This is a genomic window from Amycolatopsis sp. NBC_00348, from assembly GCF_036114655.1.
GTDB lineage: Bacteria > Actinomycetota > Actinomycetes > Mycobacteriales > Pseudonocardiaceae > Amycolatopsis.
In genome coordinates this window covers 2,754,750-2,774,415 of the sequence record NZ_CP107994.1, presented here as the reverse complement: position 1 = coordinate 2,774,415, position 19,666 = coordinate 2,754,750, and the positions used below count along the sequence as shown (strand labels likewise).

Genomic DNA, 19,666 nt, shown 5'->3' with positions numbered 1-19,666 from the left:
CCGATATCGCCGCCGAGCCGCGTACGCACGGTTCGTGGCCGATCCAACCACAGGTCCGGGCCCAGCACACGCGACCACGCTCTCCTGCCGCACCGAGGCGGACCAAGCCTCACACCGAGCTCACGCCGCACCCGCGGCGACCACACCGCGCCGCAGCGCCTTGACCGCCTCGGCCGCCGTCGCGCCCACCGGATCCGCCCGGCCCAGCACGTCCCGGATCTGGTCGAGCAGGTCGATCACCTGACGCGACCAGCGCACGAAGTCACCCGCCGACAGCTCCTGCCCGTTCGCCTCAGCCGCCGTGAGCACCTTCTCCAGTGACTCGCCGCGCGCCCACCGGTAGACCGGCCACGCGAACCCGGCGTCGGGCTCCCGCGTGCGGTCGAGCCGGTGCCGCCGCTCGTCCTCGGTCAGCTCCACCCACAGCCGCGCCGTCTCCTCCCACGCCTCGGGCACCGCACCACCGGGCAGCCGCGGCTCCCCCGCCGTGTCCCGCCGGGCCTCGAACACCAGCGTCGAGACGACGGCGGCGAGCTCGGCCGGGCCGAGCTTCTCCCACACGCCGTTGCGGATGCACTCCGCGGCCAGCAGATCCGACTCGCTGTAGAGCCGGGTCAGCCGGCGGCCGTGCTCGGTGACGCGGTCCTCGCCGTCACCCGCGGACTCCGGCCCCAAGTAGCCGCGCTCCCCCAGCAACGCGAGGATCCGGTCGAACGCGCGGGCCAGCGAGTGCGTCGTCGCCGCGACCTTCCGCTCCAGCTGCTCGGTTTCCCCGGTCAGCCGCTGGTACCGCTCCACCCAGCGCAGGTTCGCCTCCCGCTCGGCCAGCCCGTGGCACGGGTGCGCCCGCAACGCCCGCCGCAGCGCCGCCAGCTCACCGTCCTCATTGGCCCCCGCGCGCCGCTTCTGCCTGCCGGGCAAGGAAATCCCGGCACCACGCAACGTCGTGGCGATGTCCCGGCGGGTCTTGGGCGAGCGCAGCTCGATGTGCTTGGGCAGCTTGATCCGGCCCAGCGCCTCGACCGGCGCCGGGAAGTCCGCCACCGACAACGGCCCCGACCACCGGTCCTCGGTCACCACGACCGGCCGCGGCTCGCGGATCGGGTCGAGCCCGGGATCCACGACCACGGCGAGCCCGGCCCGCCGGCCCGCGGGCACCGCGATGACGTCACCCTTGCGCAGCTTCTCCAGCGAATCCGCCGTGTCCGCGCGCCGCACGGTGGTGTTCTGCCGCGACAGGGCCTTCTCCCGCGCCGACATCTTCGCGCGCAGCTCGACGTACTCGAGCATCTCGTCGAAGTCGCCGGTCACGGCGTTGGTGTAGCCCTTCAGGGCTTCCTTGTTCCGCTCGATCCGGCGGGCCAGGCCGACCACCGACCGGTCGGCCTGGAACTGCGCGAACGACTGCTCCAGCAGGTCACGCGCCTGCGCCGCACCGACCTGGGCGACCAGGTTCACCGCCATGTTGTAACCCGGCCGGAACGACGACCGCAGCGGGTAGGTCCGCGTCGATGCGAGCCCGGCGACCTGCTTCGGGTCGACCCCCGGCTGCCACGAGACCACGGCGTGGCCTTCGACGTCGATGCCCCGGCGCCCGGCCCGGCCGGTGAGCTGGGTGTACTCCCCCGGCGTCAGCTCGACGTGCGCCTCGCCGTTGTACTTCACCAGCCGTTCGAGCACGACGGTGCGAGCGGGCATGTTGATGCCGAGCGCCAGCGTCTCGGTGGCGAACACCGCCTTCACCAGACCGCGGACGAACAGCTCCTCCACCGTCTCCTTGAACGCCGGCAGCAACCCGGCGTGGTGCCCGGCGATCCCCCGCTCGAGCGCCTCTCGCCACTCCCAGTAACCGAGCACCCCGAGATCGCCCTCGGGCAGCCCGGACGTGCGCTCGTCGATGATCCGGCGGATCTCCTCGACCTCGTCGGGCCCGTTGAGCCGCAACCCCGCCCGGACGCACTGCGTGACCGCGGCCTCGCAGCCCGCCCGGGAGAAGATGAACACGATCGCCGGCAGCAACCCGGCCCGATCCAGCTGCTCCACGACCTCGACGCGCGACGGCGGCCGGAACCGCGGCATCCGCGGACCGCCCCGCCGCGCCCCTCGCGGACCGTGGAACCCCGCCGGCGCGTACTGGCGGCCGATCTCCTCGGTGCGGCGCAGCAGGGTCGGGTTGATGCGCAGCTCGGCGTTCGGGCCGTGGACGTCTTCCCCGGCGAACAGGTCCAGCAGCCGGTTGCCGACCAGCATGTGCTGCCACAGCGGCACCGGCCGGTGCTCGTCCACCACGACGGTGGTGTCCCCGCGGACCTCGACCAGCCACTCGCCGAACTCCTCGGCGTTGCTCACGGTCGCCGACAACCCGACCACCCGGACGTGCTCGGGCAGGTGCAGGATCACCTCTTCCCACACCGCGCCCCGGAACCGGTCGGCGAGGTAGTGGACCTCGTCCATCACGACGTACCCGAGGTCGGTGATCGTCGAGGACCCGGCGTAGAGCATGTTCCGCAGCACCTCGGTGGTCATCACGACCACCTGCGCGTTGCCGTTGATCGAGGTGTCCCCGGTCAGCAGGCCCACCGCGTCCGACCCGTACCGGGCCACCAGGTCGCCGTACTTCTGGTTCGACAACGCCTTGATCGGCGTGGTGTAGAAGCACTTGCGCCCCTCGGCCATGGCCAGGTGCACGGCGAACTCGCCGACGATCGTCTTGCCGGCCCCGGTGGGCGCGCAGACGAGCACGCCGTGGCCGCCCTCGAGGGCCTCGCACCCACGGATCTGGAAGTCGTCGAACTCGAAGGAGGATTCCGCCGCGAAGCGGGTCAGCTGAGGGTGCTTCCCCCGGCGCGCGGAGGCCGCATAGGCCTCGGCCGGGGAAGGAGAAGGGCTACTGGCCACTCCGTCAGGGTTCCACACACCACCGACAGTTTGCACGCGGCGTGACCAACGGCGTGGCGTGACGTGGTCATCCGGTCCCCTGTCATTGCTCGTTTGGTTCTTCGTGCGCGGGCTGGAGGCCCGCAGTCACCCGCGCCGTATAGGTCGTTATACACTCAAGTTTGCCGGGATCACGAGGGAACCGGTCCGGTGGTTTCGCCGTCGGAGCGGCGATGAGGAGGACGTCGTGACCGCACCCTGTCCGAGCTGTGGGCAGCTGGACCAGGTCCAGCACGTGCCCGCGGTCTACTACGGCGGGCACTCCTACTACCGCGGCCAGGGCCCCACGGTCGCCGTGCCGGCCGGTGACGGCGTCATCTACACCAGCGGCCAGGTCTCCGGAGTGACCGTCACCGGGGTCGCGCGGGCGCTCGATCCGTTCCCGCCCCGGCGCCGCGCCGGCGGGCTCGTCGCGGGCGTGGTGCTGCTCCTGATGGTGGGGAGCTGCTTCCTGTGGCTGCCGTTCTCCGCGGTCGACGACCCTCCCCCGGGCGGCGCCGGCGGGCTGGTGCTGGGGTTCGCGCTGCTCGCGCTGCCGTCGGTGTGCGTGTTCGGGGGCGCCGGGACGCTGATCTGGCTCTACGTCCGGCGGGTGCGGGAGTACCGGCGACGGCGGGCCGGGATCCCGGCGGCGCAGGCGCTGTGGGAGCAGGGGTGGTTCTGCCACCGCTGTGGCGGCGTCTACCTGGCGCAGGGGCCGTTGATGGCGCCCGCGCGGTTCCGGGAGCTGGTCGGCGAGGCCGGGGGCTACTGAGTTAGTTCACTAAGCCAGAACCGTCAGCGCGCCGGGGACGCAGGTGACCGTCACCGGGACCGTGCCCTGGGGCTCGCCGTCGGCGTAGGCGGGCCAGGTGTTGCCCGTCAGGGTCACCGAGCGGGCCCGGAGCGTGCGGACCGCGGGGTGGGTGACGTGGTTGCCCGTGCGCAGGCCCGGGAGCATCCGGATGAGGCCGCGGCGGGTCGCGTGGCCGATGACCGTGACGTCGAAGACGCCGTCCTCGGGGTCGGCCGTCGGGCAGATCGGGACGCCGCCGCCGTAGAAGCGGGTGTTGCCGATGGCCACCAGGGTCGCGTCGAGCTCCAGGCGTTCGGTGCCGGTGTCGACGACCACCGGGCGGGACCGGAACGCGGCCAGCTCGGCGAGGATCGCCACGTCGTAGCGGCGCGGGCCGGACGGCCAGCGCATCCGGTTGGCGCGTTCGTTGACGCTCGCGTCGAACCCCGCGCAGAGCACCGTCGCGAACCAGGTCTCGCCGGCGCGGCCCAGGTCGATCCGCCGTCGCGCGCCGGACTTCAGGGCCGCCACCAGGGCGTCGACCGCGGCCATGGCCTCACCGGGGACGCCGAGGGCGCGGGCGAAGTCGTTGCCGGTGCCGGCCGGGACGAGACCGAGCGCGACGTCGTGGTTCGCGCAGAACTGGACGCCCTGGTGGGCCGCGCCGTCGCCGCCGAGGACGATCAGGACGTCGAGACCCGCGTCGTGCGACGTCCGCATCAGCTCACGGGACTCCTCGACGGAGTTGGCCACGAGGACGTCGAGGCGGTCGACGGCGGTGCGGAGCCGTGCGGCGACCGTGTCCGCGATCCGGGCAGCGGCGCCGTGCCCCGAGGCCGGGTGCACGGCGAGCGCGGCGTGGATCCCCACTACGTGATGTCGTCGGTGCCGGCGGACCGGCCACCGGAGGCGGTCGGCGTGGAGGGCTCGTCGTCGACCTTGCTCGGCGTGTAGTCGAACGGCGCGGCTTCGTCGTCGGCCAGCTTGTCCCAGCCCTCTTCGGACCGAAGCTGATCCTTCTTGCGGTCGTGGAAGCGCGACATCTGGATCGAGATCTCGAACAGCACGGTCAGCGCGGCGGCCAGCCCGAGCATCGAGAACGGGTCCGAGCCAGGGGTGGCGAAGGCGGCGAAGACGAACAGCGCGAACACGATGCCGCGGCGCCACTTCTTGAGCTGGACGTACTTGACCACGCCGACGCGGTTGAGCATGACCACCAGCAGCGGCAGCTCGAAGCTGATGCCGAAGATGACCAGCAGCGACAGCATGAACGAGATGTACTTGTCCGCGGTCAGCGCGGTGATGAACTCGCCCTGGCCGAAGCCCATCAGCAGCTGCAGCGCGTGCGGGAACAGGATGTAGGCGAGCACCGCGCCGGAGGCGAACAGCACCGAAGCGAACGACACGAACGTCAGCGCGTACTTGCGTTCCTTGGAGTACAGGCCCGGCGCGATGAACGCCCAGATCTGGTAGAGCCAGGCCGGGGCCAGCAGGACCGCACCGGCGGCGACGCCGACCTTGATCTGGATCATGAACGCTTCGAACGGCACCGTCTGCAGCAGCTGGCAGCCCTGGGCGCCGTTGAGCCGCCGGTCCGCCGGGATCGCGCAGTACGGCGCCTTCATGATCTCGCCGAGCGACGGGACCGGCCCCAGCTTGGTGCTGAACCAGATGAACCCGAAGATGCCGCCGATGACGACGGCGAGCAGGGCGAAGCCGAGCCGGCGGCGGAACTCGTAGATGTGCTCGATGAGCGTCATCGTGCCGTCGGGGTTGGCGCGGCGGCTGCGCTTGCGCCGCTTCGTGCCGCGCTTCTCCCCGTTCCCGGAGGCGGGTTCCGCCACTGGAGTTTCCGTTCTCGTCGGTGTCCTTCGGAGCGCGCCGGGCTCGACGCGCTCCGTGGACCAGGGACCGGTGGTGGACTACCCGCTCAGCTGGCGTTCTTCTGCTCGGCGGCGGGCGCCTGCTGCTGCTGCTTCTTCAGCTCGTCGAGCTGCCGCTGCAGGTCGGCGACCTGCTGGTCGGTGGCCGACGGGGCGGCGGGCACGACGGGCGTGACCGGGATCTGCCGGGTCTCGACCGGCTCGGCGTCTTCGTGCGCCGCCGCCTTGTGCTCGCCGGTGAGGTCCTTGGTCTCGGCCTTGAAGATCTTCATGGACTTGCCGATGGACCGGGCCGCGTCGGGAAGCCTCTTGGCCCCGAACAACAGCACGACGACGAGCACCAGGATGATCAAATGCCACGGCTGCAATCCGTTCAGCATGGTGGCCTCCTATCTGCGTCTGGTAGGGATGTTACTGGTTTTCCGGCTTGCGGCGGCGCTGCGCGAAAGCGACGCGCAGCGCTGCCGACCGGGCGCGGACGAGTCCGGCCCGGTCCTGGGTGTTCGTAGCCACCATGCTCGCGGTCTGCTTGAACCCACGCAAGACCCGCGCGGTGCGCACCAGCAGGAGCACGAGCAGCAGGAGGCCGACGGCGGCGAGCACGATAGTGGGCAGGTACGGCACGCGGTCAGCCTAGTGGTCGCAGGTTGACGGAAGGTGACGGGCTCGGGCCACCGCGTCGGCGGCGCGGCGGCCGACGTCGGAGGCCAGGTCGGCCGGGCTCTCGACCAGCGCTTCCCCGCTCAGGCCCAGCACGAGGCGCACCATCCAGGACTGGTCGGCGTAGCGCATCCGGATCCGCAGGCGGCCGCCGTCGAGCTCGTCGAGCTCTTCGCAGGGGTAGTACTCGGCTACCCAGCGTGCGTCCGGGTCGAGGACCAGGACGGCCTCCCGCTGATCGGGACGCTCGCGGAAGACACCGTCGGAGATGTCGGTCGGGTGGGCGTGCGCCGGCGGCCGGGACGGCTCGTCGAGCACGGTCAGCTCGTCGATCCGGTCCAGCCGGAACAGCCGGACGCCCTCGGCGCGGCGGCACCAGGCCTCCAGGTACCCGACGGCCTGCACGATGAGCACCCGCATCGGGTCGACCGTGCGCTCGGTGACCTGGTCCTTCGACGCGGTGTAGTAGCGGATCCGCATCGCCTTGCCTGCCTGCAGCGCCCGGGCGACCTCCTCGCGGGTCCGCGCGGTCTTCTTGCCCTCGCGCACGCCGCCGCCGACGACCACCCCGGCCGGCTGGGCCTGCCCGGCGGCGGACTCGATCTTGGCGATGGCGCGGCGGACGGCGTCGCCGTCGACCACGCCCGGGGTCTCCCCCAGCGCCCGCAGCGCGACCAGCAGGGCGGTCGCCTCGCCGCCGGTGAGCCGCAGCGGCCGGTTCATCCCGGCGTCGTGGGTGACGACGATCGTGTCACCCTCGAAGGACAGGTCGATCAGGTCGCCGGGGCCGTAGCCGGGCAGCCCGCACATCCAGAGCAGCTCGAGGTCCTTGCGCAGCTGCTTCGGCGTGACGTCGAAGTCCTGCGCCGCCTCGTCCACGCGGATGCCGGGCCGGGCCAGCAGGTAGGGCACGAGCGCCAGGAGCCGGGGCATCCGGTCGCCGGAGCCGCTCATCGGACACTCCCCTGCTGCTGCCGGGCGACGACGGCTTCCAGCCGGTCCTGGACGGTCTTGGCGAGGACGTCGGGCTCCAGCACGACGACGTCCGGGCCCTGGGCGGTGATCCAGTCGGCGGCCGACTCCGGGAAGTAGAGGCCGATCTCGACGAGGTCGCCCTCCTGGCCGTCGACGCTGGAGCGCCCGATGACGGTGCCGCGGCGGCGGACCCCGGCGGCGCGGCCGTCGGCGACCCACAGGCGCGCGGTGGTGACCGGGGCGGGTTCGGACGCGCCGCTGGTGGCCGACACCAGCTGCAGCAGGTTGACGCCTTCGGGCCGCTGCACGGCGCCGGGCTTCCCGACGGGCCGGACCTGGCCGGTGACGCGGGAGAGCCGGAAGCAGCGGGTGGCGCCGCGGTCGCGGTCGTGCCCGACGACGTACCAGCGGGCCTTCCACGACACCACGCCCCACGGTTCGAGGGTGCGCATGATGCGTTCCGGCGAGCCGCTGCGGCGGTATTCGAAGCGCACGGCCTGGCCGTTCTGGACCGCCGCGAGCAGCGGCCCGAACGCCGGTTCGGCGCGCACGCGGGGCTCGACGACGGTCGGGGCCTGGTCGTCGACCTCCAAGCCGGCGGCGCGCAGCTTCACCAGTGCGCCCTGGGCCTGCCCGGTGAGCTCCGGCGAGTCCCACAGCCGGGACGCCAGCGCGACCGCGGCGGCTTCGTCGGGGGCGAGGTCGATCTCGCCGAGCTCGTAGTCGCGGCGGGCGATGCGGTAGCCCTCGATGGCGTCGAAGGCGGAGTTGCGGCCGGTTTCCAGCGGGATGCCGAGCTCGCGCAGCTCGGTCTTGTCCCGCTCGAACATCCGGAAGTAGGCGTCGTCGCTGGCCGCGTCGCCGTATCCGGGCACGATGCCGCGAATCCGCTCGGCGGTGAGGAACTGCCGGGTGGACAGGAGGGCCAGCACCAGATTGACCAGCCGTTCGGCGCGTGCGGTGGACACCCGGTAGAGACTAGCCCGCGCCGCCCGGCCCGATCGTGAGGTCCGGTGTACGCGCGTCGTAACCGGCGCGGGCGGTGCTGACCTCGTCGAAGTTGGCCTCGGCCCAGTCCTTGAACGCCGACATCAGCGCGCGCAGGCTTTCGCCAAGCGGCGTAAGGGAATAGTCGACGCGAACGGGCACCGACGGGGTCACCTCGCGGTGCAGCAGGCCGTCGCGTTCGAGCACCCGCAGGGTCTGCGTGAGCATCTTCTGGCTCACCCCGGCGATGCGCCGCGAAAGGTCGCTGTAGCGCATCGGGCCGTCACCGAGCGCCACCAGGACGAGGCTGACCCACTTGCCGGCGATCTCGTCGAGCAGCTTCCGGGTCGGGCAGGCGGCGAGATAGGCGTCGTAGGCGGCCTTCTCGGCTTGCCGCAGCTGTTCCGCCGTGCGCGTGGGCACCGGGCGAACCTCCTGGTACGTGAGGAACCTGCGAGTACGTACTTCCCGATGGAGAGTAGCTCCCCATACGTTCGCGGGGAAGGTCCGACCCGTGAAGGAGCGAAAGATGCGTGCGATGGTGGTCCACCGGTTCGGCGGTCCCGAAGTGCTGGAGCCCGTCGACGTCCCGGCGCCGGTGCCGGGCCCCGGTCAGGTGCGGATCCGGGTGGCGGCGGCCGCGGTCAACCCGGTCGACGCCGCGACCCGGTCCGGGCTGCTCACCGAGGCCGGGATCATCCCGCCGCGGGACGTGCTCGGCCTGGGCTGGGACGTCGCCGGCGAGGTCGACGCCGTCGGCGCGGGCACCGGCTTCCGGGTGGGCGACGCGGTGATCGGGCTGCGCGACCGGCTCGCGACGCCGCTCGGCGCATACGCCGAGCAGATCGTGCTCGACGCGGCCGCCGTCGCCGCCGCGCCGGCCGGCGTCTCCCCCGCCGAGGCGGCGACGCTGCCGCTCAACGCCCTGACCGCGGCGCAGGCCCTGGACCTCGTCGGCACCACCGGGACGCTGCTGGTCACCGGCGCGGCGGGCGCGGTCGGCGGCTACGCCGTCGCCCTGGCCCACGCCCGAAAGCTGCGGGTGGTCGCGGTGGCCGGAGCCGCCGACGAAGCGCAGGTGAGGGCGTTCGGCGCGGACGAGTTCGTGCCGCGCGGGCCGGCGCTGGGCGACCGCGTGCGCGCGCTGGTACCCGGCGGGGTGGACGCCGTCCTCGACACCGCGCTGCTCGGGCTGGACGCGCTGGACGCGGTCCGCGGCGGCGGCGAGTTCGTCGCCTTCGCCGCGGGCGCCGCGCCGATCCCGCTGCGCGGCGTCCGGGTCCGCGGTGTCTGGATCCGCGCCGACGGCACTCGCCTGGCCGAGCTGGCCCGGCTGGCCGCCGAGGGTGTCCTCCCCCTGCGCGTCGCGGACGTCCTGCCGCTGGCGGACGCGCGGTCCGCCCACGAACGGCTGACCGCGGGCGGGCTGCGCGGCCGTCTCGTGCTGACGCCGTGAATCCTCCCTAGCCTGGGGACATGGATGATCGTGTTCTCCTCGTCACCGGCGCCTCCCGCGGGCTGGGTGCCGCGACCGCCCGGCTGGCCGCATCGGCCGGCTTCAAGGTCGCGCTCGTGGCGCGCAAGGCGGCCGATGCGGCCCTCGCGGCCGAGCTGGGCGAAGACCGGGCGCTGGCGCTGGGCGCCGACGTCGCGGACTGGCCGGCCATCTCCGGAGCGGTCACCGAGACCGTGCGGAGGTTCGGCCGGCTCGACGCGGCCTTCGCCAACGCCGGGATCGGCGTCGGGACGTCGTTCTTCGGCACCGCCGACCCCGACCCGACGGCGTGGGAGGAGATGGTCCGCGTCAACGTGCTGGGCGCGGCCTACACCGCCCGCGCGGCCCTGCCCGCCCTTGCGGAATCGACCGGGCACCTGCTGATCACCGGCTCGGTCGCCGGCCGCTACATCCGCAACGCGAGCCTGTACTCGGTGACGAAGTGGGCGGTGACGGGCATGGCGGGGGCGATCCGCGAGGAGGCCGTCGGCACCGGCGTGCGCGTCACGCTGGTCCAGCCGGGCATCACCGACACCGGCATCCTCAGCGACGAGCAGCGCAAGAAGCCGAAGCTGGAGCCGGCCGACATCGCCCGGGCCGTGCTCTACGCGCTGCAGCAGCCACCGCACGTGGACGTCAACGAGATCATGGTCCGCCCGACCGGGCAGGTGCGCTAGCCCAGCCGCGCGACGCGGCCCTTGCTGCCGCTCGCCCAGCAGCTGCCGAACGCGGTGCAGTCCACGCTGTCGAAGCTGCCGGTGTCGAACGACGTCCAGTGCCGCCCGCCGTCGGGGCTGAGGTCGCTGCCGCCGGGGCCGACGGCCAGGACCGTGCCGCCGCGCCAGGCCAGCCCGGAGCGGTACCCGGCGGGGTACTGCGCCGGGGTGCGCCAGGTGCGGCCGCGGTCGTTCGACAGCGCGACGGCGGGGCCGGGCGCGGTCGGTGCGGCGAAGTCGCCGCCGATGGCGACGCCCTGCCACGGGGTGCGGAAGGCGAGGGCGAACACGCCGGCCGACGGGCTGCTCGGCAACGGCGTGTCCGACGCCGTCCAGTGGCGGCCGCCATCACCGGAGTGCAGGACGCGGGCCGTGGCGCCGCCGCCGGTGGCCAGCCAGGCGTCGAACGGGCCCGCGGTGGTGACGCACTGGCCGCTGGCGGCGAACCCGGCCTCCCCGGGCAGCGCGGGCGGGAAGCCGCTGTCGGGGACCTGCCGCCAGCTGCGGCCGCCGTCGACGGTGGCCTGCATCCGGAACTTCCCGTCCACCGGGTCGCTCATCGCGAGCCCGCGCCACGGGTCGAAGAAGGCGAGGCAGTCGTAGAACGCGGCGGCGTCGGTGTTCTGGAACGTCTGGCGCCAGTGCGCGCCGGCGTCGTCGGTCCGGTAGACGCGGGAGTCGGTGCCGGGGCCGATCGACAGGATCACGGCGTGGTCGGCGTCGAAGGCCTCGATGTCGCGGAACTCGAGGGTGCCGGTGCCGGGCGGGCCGACGGACCGCCAGCTCCGGCCGCCGTCGACGGTGCGCAGGACCGTGCCTTGGGTCCCGCTGACCCAGGCCACCCGGGAGCTGACCGCGGACAGGCCGCGGAACTGGGCGGTGACGCCGGTGGCGCTCAGCTCCCACTTCGGCAGGTGCCCTGTGGCCGACGCGGGCACAGCCAGTGCGACCAGGAGACCGAGGACGAGAAGCACCGCACGCAGCACACGCATGGGCAGATCCTGCCGCACCCGCCCGCCGACTTTCGTAGGGTCAAAAGCCGTGAAGGCCTCCTTGCCGGCCATAAGAGCCGGTAAGGAGGCCTTCACGGCTTCGGGCTAGAGCGAGCTGATCAGGCGTTCGACGCGCTCGTCGACCGAGCGGAACGGGTCCTTGCACAGCACGGTGCGCTGAGCCTGGTCGTTGAGCTTCAGGTGCACCCAGTCGACGGTGAAGTCGCGCCCGGCGGCCTGGGCGGCGGCGATGAAGTCGCCGCGCAGCTTGGCCCGGGTGGTCTGCGGCGGGGTGTCCTTGGCGGCCTCGATCTCGCCGTCGTCGGTGACCCGGCGGACCAGGCCCTTGCGCTGGAGCAGGTCGAAGATGCCCCGGCCACGGCGGATGTCGTGGTAGGCCAGGTCGAGCTGGGCGATGCGCGGGCTGGACAGGTCCATGTCGTGCTTGTGCCGGTAGCGCTCGACCAGCCGGTGCTTGATCGCCCAGTCGATCTCGGTGTCGATCTTGCCGAAGTCCTGCTGCTCGACCGCGTCCAGCGCCCGGCCCCACAGCTCGATGACCCGGTCGTTCGCCGGGCTGGAGCCGTTGTCCTGGAGGTGCTGGACCGCGCGGGCGTAGTACTCGCGCTGGATGTCCAGCGCCGAGGCCTCGCGGCCGCCGGCGAGGCGCACCTGGCGCCGGCCGGTGAGGTCGTGGCTGATCTCGCGGATCGCCCGGATCGGGTTGTCCAGCGTGAAGTCGCGGAACTGGACACCGGCCTCGATCATCTCGAGCACCAGGTTCGCCGACCCGACCTTGAGCATCGTCGTCGGCTCGGCCATGTTCGAGTCGCCCACGATGACGTGCAGGCGCCGGTAGCGCTCGGCGTCGGCGTGCGGCTCGTCGCGGGTGTTGATGATCGGGCGCGACCGGGTCGTCGCGCTCGAGACGCCTTCCCAGATGTGTTCCGCACGCTGGGAGAGGCAGTAGACCGCGCCGCGCGGGGTCTGCAGCACCTTGCCGGCGCCGCAGATGAGCTGCCGGGTCACCAGGAACGGAAGCAGGACGTCCGCGATCCGGGAGAACTCACCCGCGCGGGTCACCAGGTAGTTCTCGTGACAGCCGTACGAGTTGCCCGCCGAGTCGGTGTTGTTCTTGAACAGGAAGATGTCGCCGCCGATGCCCTCGTCCGCCAGCCGCCGCTCGGCGTCGACCAGCAGGTCCTCGAGGATCCGCTCACCGGCCTTGTCGTGCGTGACGAGCTGGACCAGGTCGTCGCACTCCGCCGTCGCGTACTCGGGGTGCGAGCCGACGTCGAGGTAGAGCCGGGAGCCGTTCGACAGGAAAACGTTCGAAGAACGGCCCCACGAGACGACCCGCCGGAAGAGGTAGCGTGCCACCTCGTCGGGCGAGAGCCTGCGCTGGCCGTGGAATGTGCACGTGACCCCGAACTCGGTCTCGATGCCAAAGATCCGCCGCTGCATTCCACCAGAGTAAGCGCTGCACCCCCCTCGACGGTGGGCCGTTCGGGCGTCGACACGCCCCCAGTAGGCCACAGACGGTGAAAAGCCCCCGAATCAGGCACGATTGGAGCACATCCCTTGACGTCGCGCGGAAGGCGGACCTCTTGTCACACCAGCTCATCCGGGCGTTCCGGCGGGTCGGCCGGACCGACCGCGCCCTGATGCGCCGCAGCGCCCGCTTGCCGGCCACGAAAGCCGACGACGCGCTGATGGCCCTGTCCCGGTCGGCGAACAAGTCCCGCCTCTGGTGGGTGGTCGCCGGGGGGCTGGCGGTCCGCGCGGGCGCGACCCGTCGCGGCGCCCTGCGCGGCGTGGTCGCCATCGCCGGTGCGAGCGCCGCCGCGAACCTGATCGGCAAACCGCTCTTCCCCCGCCGGCGCCCGGCCGAAGAAGAGATGCCGATGCACCGCCGCCTGCGGAAACGCCCGACGTCGTCGTCGTTCCCCTCCGGCCACTCCGCCTCCGCGGCGGCCTTCGCGACGGCGGTGGCCATGGAGTCCCCGCGCGCCGGGCTCGTCGTCGCGCCGCTCGCGCTCGCGGTCGCCTACTCACGCGTCCACACGGGCGTGCACTGGCCCTCCGACGTCGGCGTCGGCCTCGCCATCGGCACCGGCGTGGGCCTGGCGACCCGGCACTGGTGGCCGCTGCACGACGACATCCCGGGCCGCTCCGCCCACGACGCCCACGCCCCGGAGATGGTCGACGGCGACGACATGCTCGTGCTGGTCAACCCGCATTCCGGGGTGAACGGGCAGGACCCGACCGCCGACGTCCGCTTCGCCTGGCCGAAGGCCGAGATCCTCTACCCCGACTTCGAGCAGGACCTGCGGGGCCAGCTCGAGGCCGAGATCGACGCCCGCGGCACCATCCGCGCCCTCGGCGTCGCGGGTGGTGACGGGACCGTCGCGGCGGTCGCCTCGGTCGCCGCCGAGCGGGACCTGCCGCTCGCCCTGATCCCGGCCGGCACGCTGAACCACTTCGCCCGCGACATCGGCGTCCGCTCGATGCCCGACGCCGACGCGGCCACCGAGGTCGGCAACGCCGTCGGCATCGACCTCGGCGAGGTCGGGGTCGAAGGGCCCGACGGCCCGGCGCACCGCTGGTTCGTCAACACCGCGAGCCTCGGCGGCTACCCGGAGATGGTCCGGCTGCGCGAGAAGCTGCAGGAAAAGCACCCGAAGTGGCCCTCGGCCGCGATCGCGCTGACCCGCACGCTGCGCAACGCCAAGCCGCTGACCGTCCGGCTCAACGGCAAGCTCACCCAGGTCTGGCTGCTGTTCGTGGGCAACGGCACGTACGCGCCGAAGGGGTTCGCCCCCAGCAGGCGGCCCGCCCTCGACACCGGCCTGCTCGACGTCCGCTACCTGCGCGCCGACCTGCCGTACTCCCGCGCCCGGTTCCTGCTGGCCATGGTCACCCGCAGCCTCGCGGCCAGCCACGTCTACCAGGAGCTCGACGTCGCCGAGCTGGACGTCGAGCTGCTCGACGGCCACCGCCGCGTCGCCACCGACGGCGAGGTCGGCCCGCTCGGCAACCGGTTCCGCTTCAAGTCCCGCCCCAGCGCACTCACCATCTACCGTCTTTAATCTGCGTTTACTTTCTCTCAACGAACCCACAGCGTCCCCTGGCTAGCGTCAAGATCGAGATGCGGGCCCTCCTGCCCGCAGCCAGGGGACGAGTGGGGTTTCGATGCGGTGGCACGCGGCGTGGTGCGGATGACCCCGCAGGTCGCGGTGGATCCGGTGCTGCCGGGCGACATCACCGCCCGCGCCCGTGACCTCGGGCCGTTCGAGTCGCCGTTCATCTGGCTCGCCTTCGCCACCGCCGCGGTCGCGGTGCTCGCCGCCGTGATCGCGCTCGCGCACCGGCGCCGCCTCCGCCGCTGGGGGTTCACCGCCTTCGGCGTCCTCCTGCTGCTGGCGGCGGTCACGGCGGTGAACAGCTACGTCGGGTACGTGCGCACCTCCGACGACCTCGCCCGCCTGCTCCAGCGCGGCCCCGGCGTCGTCAACCTGGCCGGCCGCCTGCTCGACGACGACCGGGAAGCCCCGGAGTCCGAGTCCGAGCCGGCGCCCCACGGCGGCAGCGGCGTCGCGGCCGCCGGCCAGAAGATCGACGTCGTCCCGCTGCCCGACCCCGCGCACGGCGTGCCGTCGGGCAGCAACTACGTCATCCTGCCGGCCGGCTACGGCGACCCGGCCAACGCCGGCCGCCGCTACCCCGTCGTCTACCTGATCCACGGCTACCCGTTCGGCGGCCCGCGCGACTGGCTGACCTCCGGCGACGCGCCCGGCACCCTCCAGGCCCTGCAGCAGGCCAACGTCATCGCCCCGATGATCGTGGTCAGCGTGGACATGACCGCCGGCGTCCCCAGCACCGACTGGGAGTGCCTCGACGTCCCGGGCGGCCCGCAACTGGAGACCTACCTCGCCCGCACCGTCGTCCCGGCGATCGACAGCCGCTACCGGACGCTGGCCGACCGCGCCCACCGCGCCCTCGGCGGCATGTCCGGCGGCGGCTTCGGCGCGCTCAACATCGGGCTGCACCACGTCCACGAGTTCGCCACCCTGGTCATCGCCCTGCCCTACGACGACCTCAACGACTCCGTCGGCGTCCTCGGCGGCGACCAGGCGGCCATCGCCGCCAACACCCCGCGCCGCTACCTGCCGACGATGAAGTTCCCCGCCCCGATCTCGGTGATGCTGGCCGTCGGCACCGGCGCGCCCACCGACGTCACGACCGCCCACCGCATCGCCGACGCCCTGCACGCCCGCGGCCAGGAGGCGGTCGTCCACGCCGAACGCGGCTTCAACCACACGTGGCACACCGCCCGGGCCACGCTGCCGTACCTGCTGGCCTTCGCCGACCAGACCTTCCGGCAGCCGTCCGCGGCGTCCTGAAGGCCGGGACGGGTCCCGGCACACCCAGTCGACCTGCCGGTGGCTGCTGGACGGGAGCGTCGCCTTCGTCCTCGTGCTCACCGCCCTCTTCGGCTCCGGCGCCACCTGACCGCGGACGCGAAAACGGGGCGTGGTCACCGACCACGCCCCGTTTCGTACGAACTATTCGCCTTCGGGCTTCTCCGGCTCGTCACCCTGGGGGTCCGGCACCGGCAGCAGCGCGTCCAGCGCCGTTCCCGTCAGGCGGCGGAACGCGCGCCGCGGGCGGTCGCGGTCCAGGACCGCCACCTCCAGCTTGATCGGCGGGTCCGTCTCGCCGTTGCCGTTGGCCGACGCACTCGCCGCCGCCGACGAGGACGAAGAGGACGACGACGAACCGGCCGACGACGTCGTCGTCGCGGCGGGCTGGATCGGCGTGCGCAACGCCGTCACCGCCACGCCGAGGGCCGCCTGCAGGTCCAGACCGTCTTCGAACGTCTCCTTCAGCTTCGTGACGATCTTGTCGGCCTGGCCGCCCATCACGATGAACTGCGGCTCGTCGAAGATCGAGCCGTCGTAGGTCAGCCGGTACAGCTGGTCCTCCGCCGCGCTCGCCCCGACCTCCGCGACGCAGACCTCGACCTCGAACGGCTTCAGCTGCTCGGTGAAGATGCTGCCCAGCGTCGCCGCGTACGCGTTCGCCAGCGCCCGCGCGCTCACGTCACGCCGGTCGTACTGGTAGCCCTTGAGGTCCGCGTGCCGGATCCCGGCGACCCGCAGGTTCTCGAACTCGCTGTAGCGCCCGACGGCGGCGAAGCCGATCCGGTCGTAGATCTCGGACACCTTGTGCAGCGTCGCCGACGGGTTCTCCGCCACGAACAGCACGCCGCCCGCGTACTTCAGCACCACCACGCTCCGGCCGCGCGCGATGCCCTTGCGCGCCAGCTCGGAACGCTCCCGCATCAGCTGCTCGGGAGAGGCATACAACGGCATCGTCACGGTGTGCGCTCCAGGTCTTTCGGTGTTCCATCGTTCACTGGTTCAGCTCCGGCCCGCGTCAGGACAGCCGACGCTGCTGGCGCTCGATCCGCCCGGCGATCACGGCCTCCGCCACGGCGGCGGTCTCCGACTCCGGCAGCTGCACGGCGCCGTGCTCGGCGGTGATCGTCACGACGGACGGGAAGATCCGGCGCACCAGGTCCGGCAGGCCCGAAGCGGTGTCGTCGTCCGCCGCGTCGTACAGCGCCTCGACAGCCACCCGCGTGGCGTTCTCGACGTCGGCGTCCGGGTCGTGCAGCTTCTTGAGCGCGGATTTCGCGAACAGCGAACCCGAGCCGATCCCGGCGTAGCCGCCGTTCTCCTCGTAGCGCCCGCCCGCGGCGTCGTACGAGACGATCCGGCCGGCGTGCCGCGCGTCCTCGGCCTCCAGGTCGTACCCGACGAAGAGCGGGATCGCGGCCAGCCCGGCCATCGCCATCTCGAGGTTCGCCTTGACCATCCCGGCCAGCTTGTTCGTCTTGCCGTCCAGCGACAGCGAAACGCCCTCGATCTTCTCGTAGTGCGCGAGCTCCACGGCGTAGAGGCGCACCATCTCCACGGCCAGCCCGGCCGTGCCCGCGATGCCCACCGCCGAGTACTCGTCGGTGACGTGCACCTTCTCCATGTCGCGGCTCGCGATCAGGTTCCCCGACGTCGCCCGCCGGTCACCCGCGATCAGCACTCCGCTCGCGAAGGTCAGCGCGACGATCGTCGTCCCGTGCGGCACGCCCAGGTCGCCCGCACCACCGGACATCCGGCGCTCCGGAAGCAGTTCCGGCGCCTGCACCCGCAGGAAGTCGGAAAACGACGACGTCGCCGACGAGAAGTATGCCCCCGGCAGAGCGGGACCCGAGATGCCCCTGGTGTTGTCCATACGTGCTCAAAAATCCCATCTGTGCGGGCCTTGGCGGCCGTGGCCCCGCGTTCGGCGACCCCGGCCCGCACGGACCACGGTCACCACCACGCGGAGCCTCCGGCCGCCGGCTGAACGGTCGGCAAGGGCGCGAACGCCCGAGCGGCTACTCGCCGCCCTTCTGGACGTAGGCCCGGACGAAGTCCTCGGCGTTCTCCTCCAGCACGTCGTCGATCTCGTCGAGGATCGTGTCGACGTCCTCGCCGAGCTTCTCGCGCCGCTCCTGACCCGCCGCGCCGGTGTCGTCGAACTCCTCGTCGGAGTCGCCGCCGCCGTGCTTTTCGATCTTTTCCTGGGCCATCTCGCCTCCCGGTGTGGCTGATGTTTCCTAGCCTACCCAGCGACCCCGACATTCGGGGTCACCGCCGCGATCCGCGTGCGTACCGCCTAGTCCGAACCGGTGAGTGCCTCCACCAGCTCCTCCGCCGTCGCCGCGTTGTCCAGCAGCTTGCCGACGTGCGCCTTGGTCCCGCGCAACGGCTCCAGCGTCGGGATCCGCACCAGCGACTCCTTGCCGACGTCGAAGATGACCGAATCCCAGGACGCCGCCGCGATCGAGCTCGCGTACTTCTCCAGCGCCCGGCCCCGGAAGTAGGCCCGCGTGTCCGACGGCGGCGTCGTGACGGCGGCCAGCACCTCTTCCTCGGTCACCAGCCGCTTCATCGAGCCCCGCGTGACCAGCCGGTTGTACAGGCCCTTAGCCAGCCGCACGTCCGAGTACTGCAGGTCCACCAGGCGCAGCCGCGGCGCGCCCCAGGCGAGGCTGTCCCGCTGGCGGTACCCCTCCAGCAGCCGCAGCTTCGCCGGCCAGTCCAGCCGGTCCGCGCACTCCTGCGGGTCCCGCGCCAGCGCGTCCAGGATCTCGCCCCAGACCCGCAGCACCTCCTTGGCGGCCTCGTCCGCGCCCGTGCGCTCCAGGTTCTGCGAAGCGATCTCGTGGTAGGCGAACTGCAGGTCCAGGCCGGTGTACTTCTTGCCGTTGGCCAGCGACACCTGCGCCTTGAGCGTCGGGTCGTGGCTGATCTGGTGCACGGCCTTGACCGGCTCGTCCAGCTTCAGGTCGTCGAACCGGATGCCGGACTCGATCAGGTCGAGCACCAGGGCCGTCGTGCCGACCTTGAGGTAGGTCGAGTACTCGGACATGTTGGCGTCGCCGATGATGACGTGCAGCCGCCGGTACTTGTCCGCGTCCGCGTGCGGCTCGTCGCGGGTGTTGATGATCCCGCGCTTCAGCGTCGTCTCCAGGCCGACCTCGACCTCGATGTAGTCCGCACGCTGGGAGAGCTGGAACCCGGCCTCTTCGCTCTGCTGCCCGATCCCGACCCGGCCCGACCCGGTGAAGACCTGCCGCGACACGAAGAACGGCGTCAGCCCGGCGATGATGGCGGTGAACGGCGTCGAGCGCGCGCACAGGTAGTTCTCGTGCGTGCCGTAGCTGGCGCCCTTGCCGTCGACGTTGTTCTTGTACAGCTGGAGCGGGGGCTGCCCGGGCACGGACGCGGCCTTCAGCGCCGCCTCCTCCATCACCCGTTCGCCGGCCTTGTCCCAGATGACCGCGTCACGCGCGTTCGTCACCTCGGGCGCCGAGTACTCCGGGTGCGCGTGGTCGACGTACAGCCGCGCGCCGTTGGTCAGGATGACGTTCGCCGCACCCAGGTCCTCGACGTCCGGGTCGTGCCCCGGCCCGCCCGGGCCGGTCAGGTCGAACCCGCGCGCGTCCCGCAAGGGGGACTCCACCTCGTAGTCCCACCGGGCCCGCCGCGCTCGCGGGATGTCGGCCGCGGCCGCGTAGGCCAGCACGACCTGGGTCGAGGTGAGTACCGGGTTCGCCGTCGCGTCGCCCGGCACCGAGATGCCGTACTCGACTTCGGTTCCCATGATCCGCCGCATGTCCACCACCCTACGGGGTAGGC

Annotated in this window: 19 protein-coding genes; 5 read left to right on the top strand and 14 right to left on the bottom strand. The window is 72.3% G+C overall.

Annotated elements, in window-relative coordinates:
* Positions 1 to 120: 120 nt before the first annotated feature.
* Entirely contained in the window at positions 121 to 2,898 is a 2,778-nt protein-coding gene (locus OHS58_RS12550) for a DEAD/DEAH box helicase (protein WP_328648322.1), read from the bottom strand.
* Between the two features lie 226 nt (positions 2,899 to 3,124).
* Between OHS58_RS12550 and OHS58_RS12545 the strand changes: the two genes are divergently transcribed.
* Positions 3,125 to 3,691 (top strand): hypothetical protein, encoded by a 567-nt coding sequence (locus tag OHS58_RS12545; RefSeq protein ID WP_328648321.1) that lies wholly within the window; start codon positions 3,125 to 3,127, stop codon positions 3,689 to 3,691.
* Positions 3,692 to 3,700: 9 nt separating this feature from the next.
* Here the strand turns inward: OHS58_RS12545 and OHS58_RS12540 are convergent, their stop codons facing one another.
* From OHS58_RS12540 to OHS58_RS12510, 7 genes are all read right to left on the bottom strand, one after another.
* On the bottom strand, positions 3,701 to 4,582 hold the full coding sequence (locus OHS58_RS12540) for a diacylglycerol/lipid kinase family protein (RefSeq protein WP_328648320.1): 882 nt from the start codon (positions 4,580 to 4,582) through the stop codon (positions 3,701 to 3,703).
* The gene (gene tatC, locus OHS58_RS12535) at positions 4,582 to 5,556 is read right to left on the bottom strand and encodes a twin-arginine translocase subunit TatC (RefSeq protein ID WP_326949695.1); all 975 of its coding nucleotides are present in this window, start codon (positions 5,554 to 5,556) and stop codon (positions 4,582 to 4,584) included. The genes OHS58_RS12540 and tatC overlap by 1 nt, the downstream gene beginning before the upstream one ends.
* Positions 5,557 to 5,642: 86 nt before the next feature.
* Positions 5,643 to 5,975, bottom strand: coding sequence for a Sec-independent protein translocase subunit TatA (gene tatA / locus OHS58_RS12530; protein WP_326949696.1), 333 nt, complete (start codon positions 5,973 to 5,975; stop codon positions 5,643 to 5,645).
* A gap of 31 nt (positions 5,976 to 6,006) precedes the next feature.
* The gene (locus OHS58_RS12525; RefSeq protein ID WP_247051880.1) at positions 6,007 to 6,219 is read right to left on the bottom strand and encodes a bacteriophage holin; all 213 of its coding nucleotides are present in this window, start codon (positions 6,217 to 6,219) and stop codon (positions 6,007 to 6,009) included.
* A gap of 9 nt (positions 6,220 to 6,228) precedes the next feature.
* On the bottom strand, positions 6,229 to 7,209 hold the full coding sequence (locus OHS58_RS12520; protein ID WP_247051881.1) for a helix-turn-helix transcriptional regulator: 981 nt from the start codon (positions 7,207 to 7,209) through the stop codon (positions 6,229 to 6,231).
* Positions 7,206 to 8,198 carry a helix-turn-helix transcriptional regulator gene (locus OHS58_RS12515; protein WP_247051882.1) on the bottom strand — a complete coding sequence of 331 codons (993 nt, stop codon included), beginning with the start codon at positions 8,196 to 8,198 and terminating at the stop codon, positions 7,206 to 7,208. Before OHS58_RS12515 ends, OHS58_RS12520 begins: the two co-directional genes overlap by 4 nt.
* A 10-nt stretch (positions 8,199 to 8,208) precedes the next feature.
* The gene (locus OHS58_RS12510; RefSeq protein WP_326949697.1) at positions 8,209 to 8,640 is read right to left on the bottom strand and encodes a winged helix-turn-helix transcriptional regulator; all 432 of its coding nucleotides are present in this window, start codon (positions 8,638 to 8,640) and stop codon (positions 8,209 to 8,211) included.
* Between the two features lie 106 nt (positions 8,641 to 8,746).
* Here OHS58_RS12510 and OHS58_RS12505 point away from each other — a divergent pair, with 106 nt between their 5' ends.
* Together OHS58_RS12505 and OHS58_RS12500 are read left to right on the top strand one after the other, a co-directional pair.
* Positions 8,747 to 9,673: an NADP-dependent oxidoreductase gene (locus OHS58_RS12505; RefSeq protein ID WP_328648319.1), complete on the top strand. Its 927-nt coding sequence runs from the start codon at positions 8,747 to 8,749 to the stop codon at positions 9,671 to 9,673.
* A 20-nt stretch (positions 9,674 to 9,693) separates the two neighbouring features.
* Positions 9,694 to 10,389, top strand: a complete 696-nt coding sequence (locus OHS58_RS12500; protein WP_328648318.1) for an SDR family oxidoreductase — start codon at positions 9,694 to 9,696, stop codon at positions 10,387 to 10,389.
* Here the strand turns inward: OHS58_RS12500 and OHS58_RS12495 are convergent.
* On the bottom strand, positions 10,386 to 11,411 hold the full coding sequence (locus OHS58_RS12495; protein ID WP_328649798.1) for a WD40/YVTN/BNR-like repeat-containing protein: 1,026 nt from the start codon (positions 11,409 to 11,411) through the stop codon (positions 10,386 to 10,388). The two genes, OHS58_RS12500 and OHS58_RS12495, sit on opposite strands and share 4 nt — an antisense overlap.
* A 114-nt stretch (positions 11,412 to 11,525) precedes the next feature.
* On the bottom strand, positions 11,526 to 12,884 hold the full coding sequence (pafA, locus tag OHS58_RS12490) for a Pup--protein ligase (RefSeq protein ID WP_247051886.1): 1,359 nt from the start codon (positions 12,882 to 12,884) through the stop codon (positions 11,526 to 11,528).
* A gap of 143 nt (positions 12,885 to 13,027) precedes the next feature.
* Between pafA and OHS58_RS12485 the strand changes: the two genes are divergently transcribed.
* Both OHS58_RS12485 and OHS58_RS12480 read left to right on the top strand, forming a co-directional pair.
* A complete protein-coding gene (locus OHS58_RS12485; protein WP_326949700.1) occupies positions 13,028 to 14,509 on the top strand; it encodes a bifunctional phosphatase PAP2/diacylglycerol kinase family protein in 1,482 nt (493 codons plus the stop codon).
* Positions 14,510 to 14,638: 129 nt separating this feature from the next.
* Positions 14,639 to 15,823 (top strand): alpha/beta hydrolase, encoded by a 1,185-nt coding sequence (locus OHS58_RS12480; RefSeq protein ID WP_328648317.1) that lies wholly within the window; start codon positions 14,639 to 14,641, stop codon positions 15,821 to 15,823.
* A gap of 162 nt (positions 15,824 to 15,985) precedes the next feature.
* On the opposite strand, the gene prcA is transcribed toward OHS58_RS12480, so the two are convergent.
* From prcA to dop, 4 genes are all read right to left on the bottom strand, one after another.
* Positions 15,986 to 16,801: a proteasome subunit alpha gene (gene prcA / locus OHS58_RS12475; RefSeq protein WP_328648316.1), complete on the bottom strand. Its 816-nt coding sequence runs from the start codon at positions 16,799 to 16,801 to the stop codon at positions 15,986 to 15,988.
* A gap of 58 nt (positions 16,802 to 16,859) precedes the next feature.
* Entirely contained in the window at positions 16,860 to 17,714 is an 855-nt protein-coding gene (prcB, locus tag OHS58_RS12470; protein ID WP_247051889.1) for a proteasome subunit beta, read from the bottom strand.
* Between the two features lie 145 nt (positions 17,715 to 17,859).
* Positions 17,860 to 18,054: a ubiquitin-like protein Pup gene (locus OHS58_RS12465; protein ID WP_013226725.1), complete on the bottom strand. Its 195-nt coding sequence runs from the start codon at positions 18,052 to 18,054 to the stop codon at positions 17,860 to 17,862.
* Positions 18,055 to 18,140: 86 nt separating this feature from the next.
* Positions 18,141 to 19,643 carry a depupylase/deamidase Dop gene (dop, locus tag OHS58_RS12460; RefSeq protein ID WP_326949704.1) on the bottom strand — a complete coding sequence of 501 codons (1,503 nt, stop codon included), beginning with the start codon at positions 19,641 to 19,643 and terminating at the stop codon, positions 18,141 to 18,143.
* Between the last annotated feature and the right edge of the window lie 23 nt (positions 19,644 to 19,666).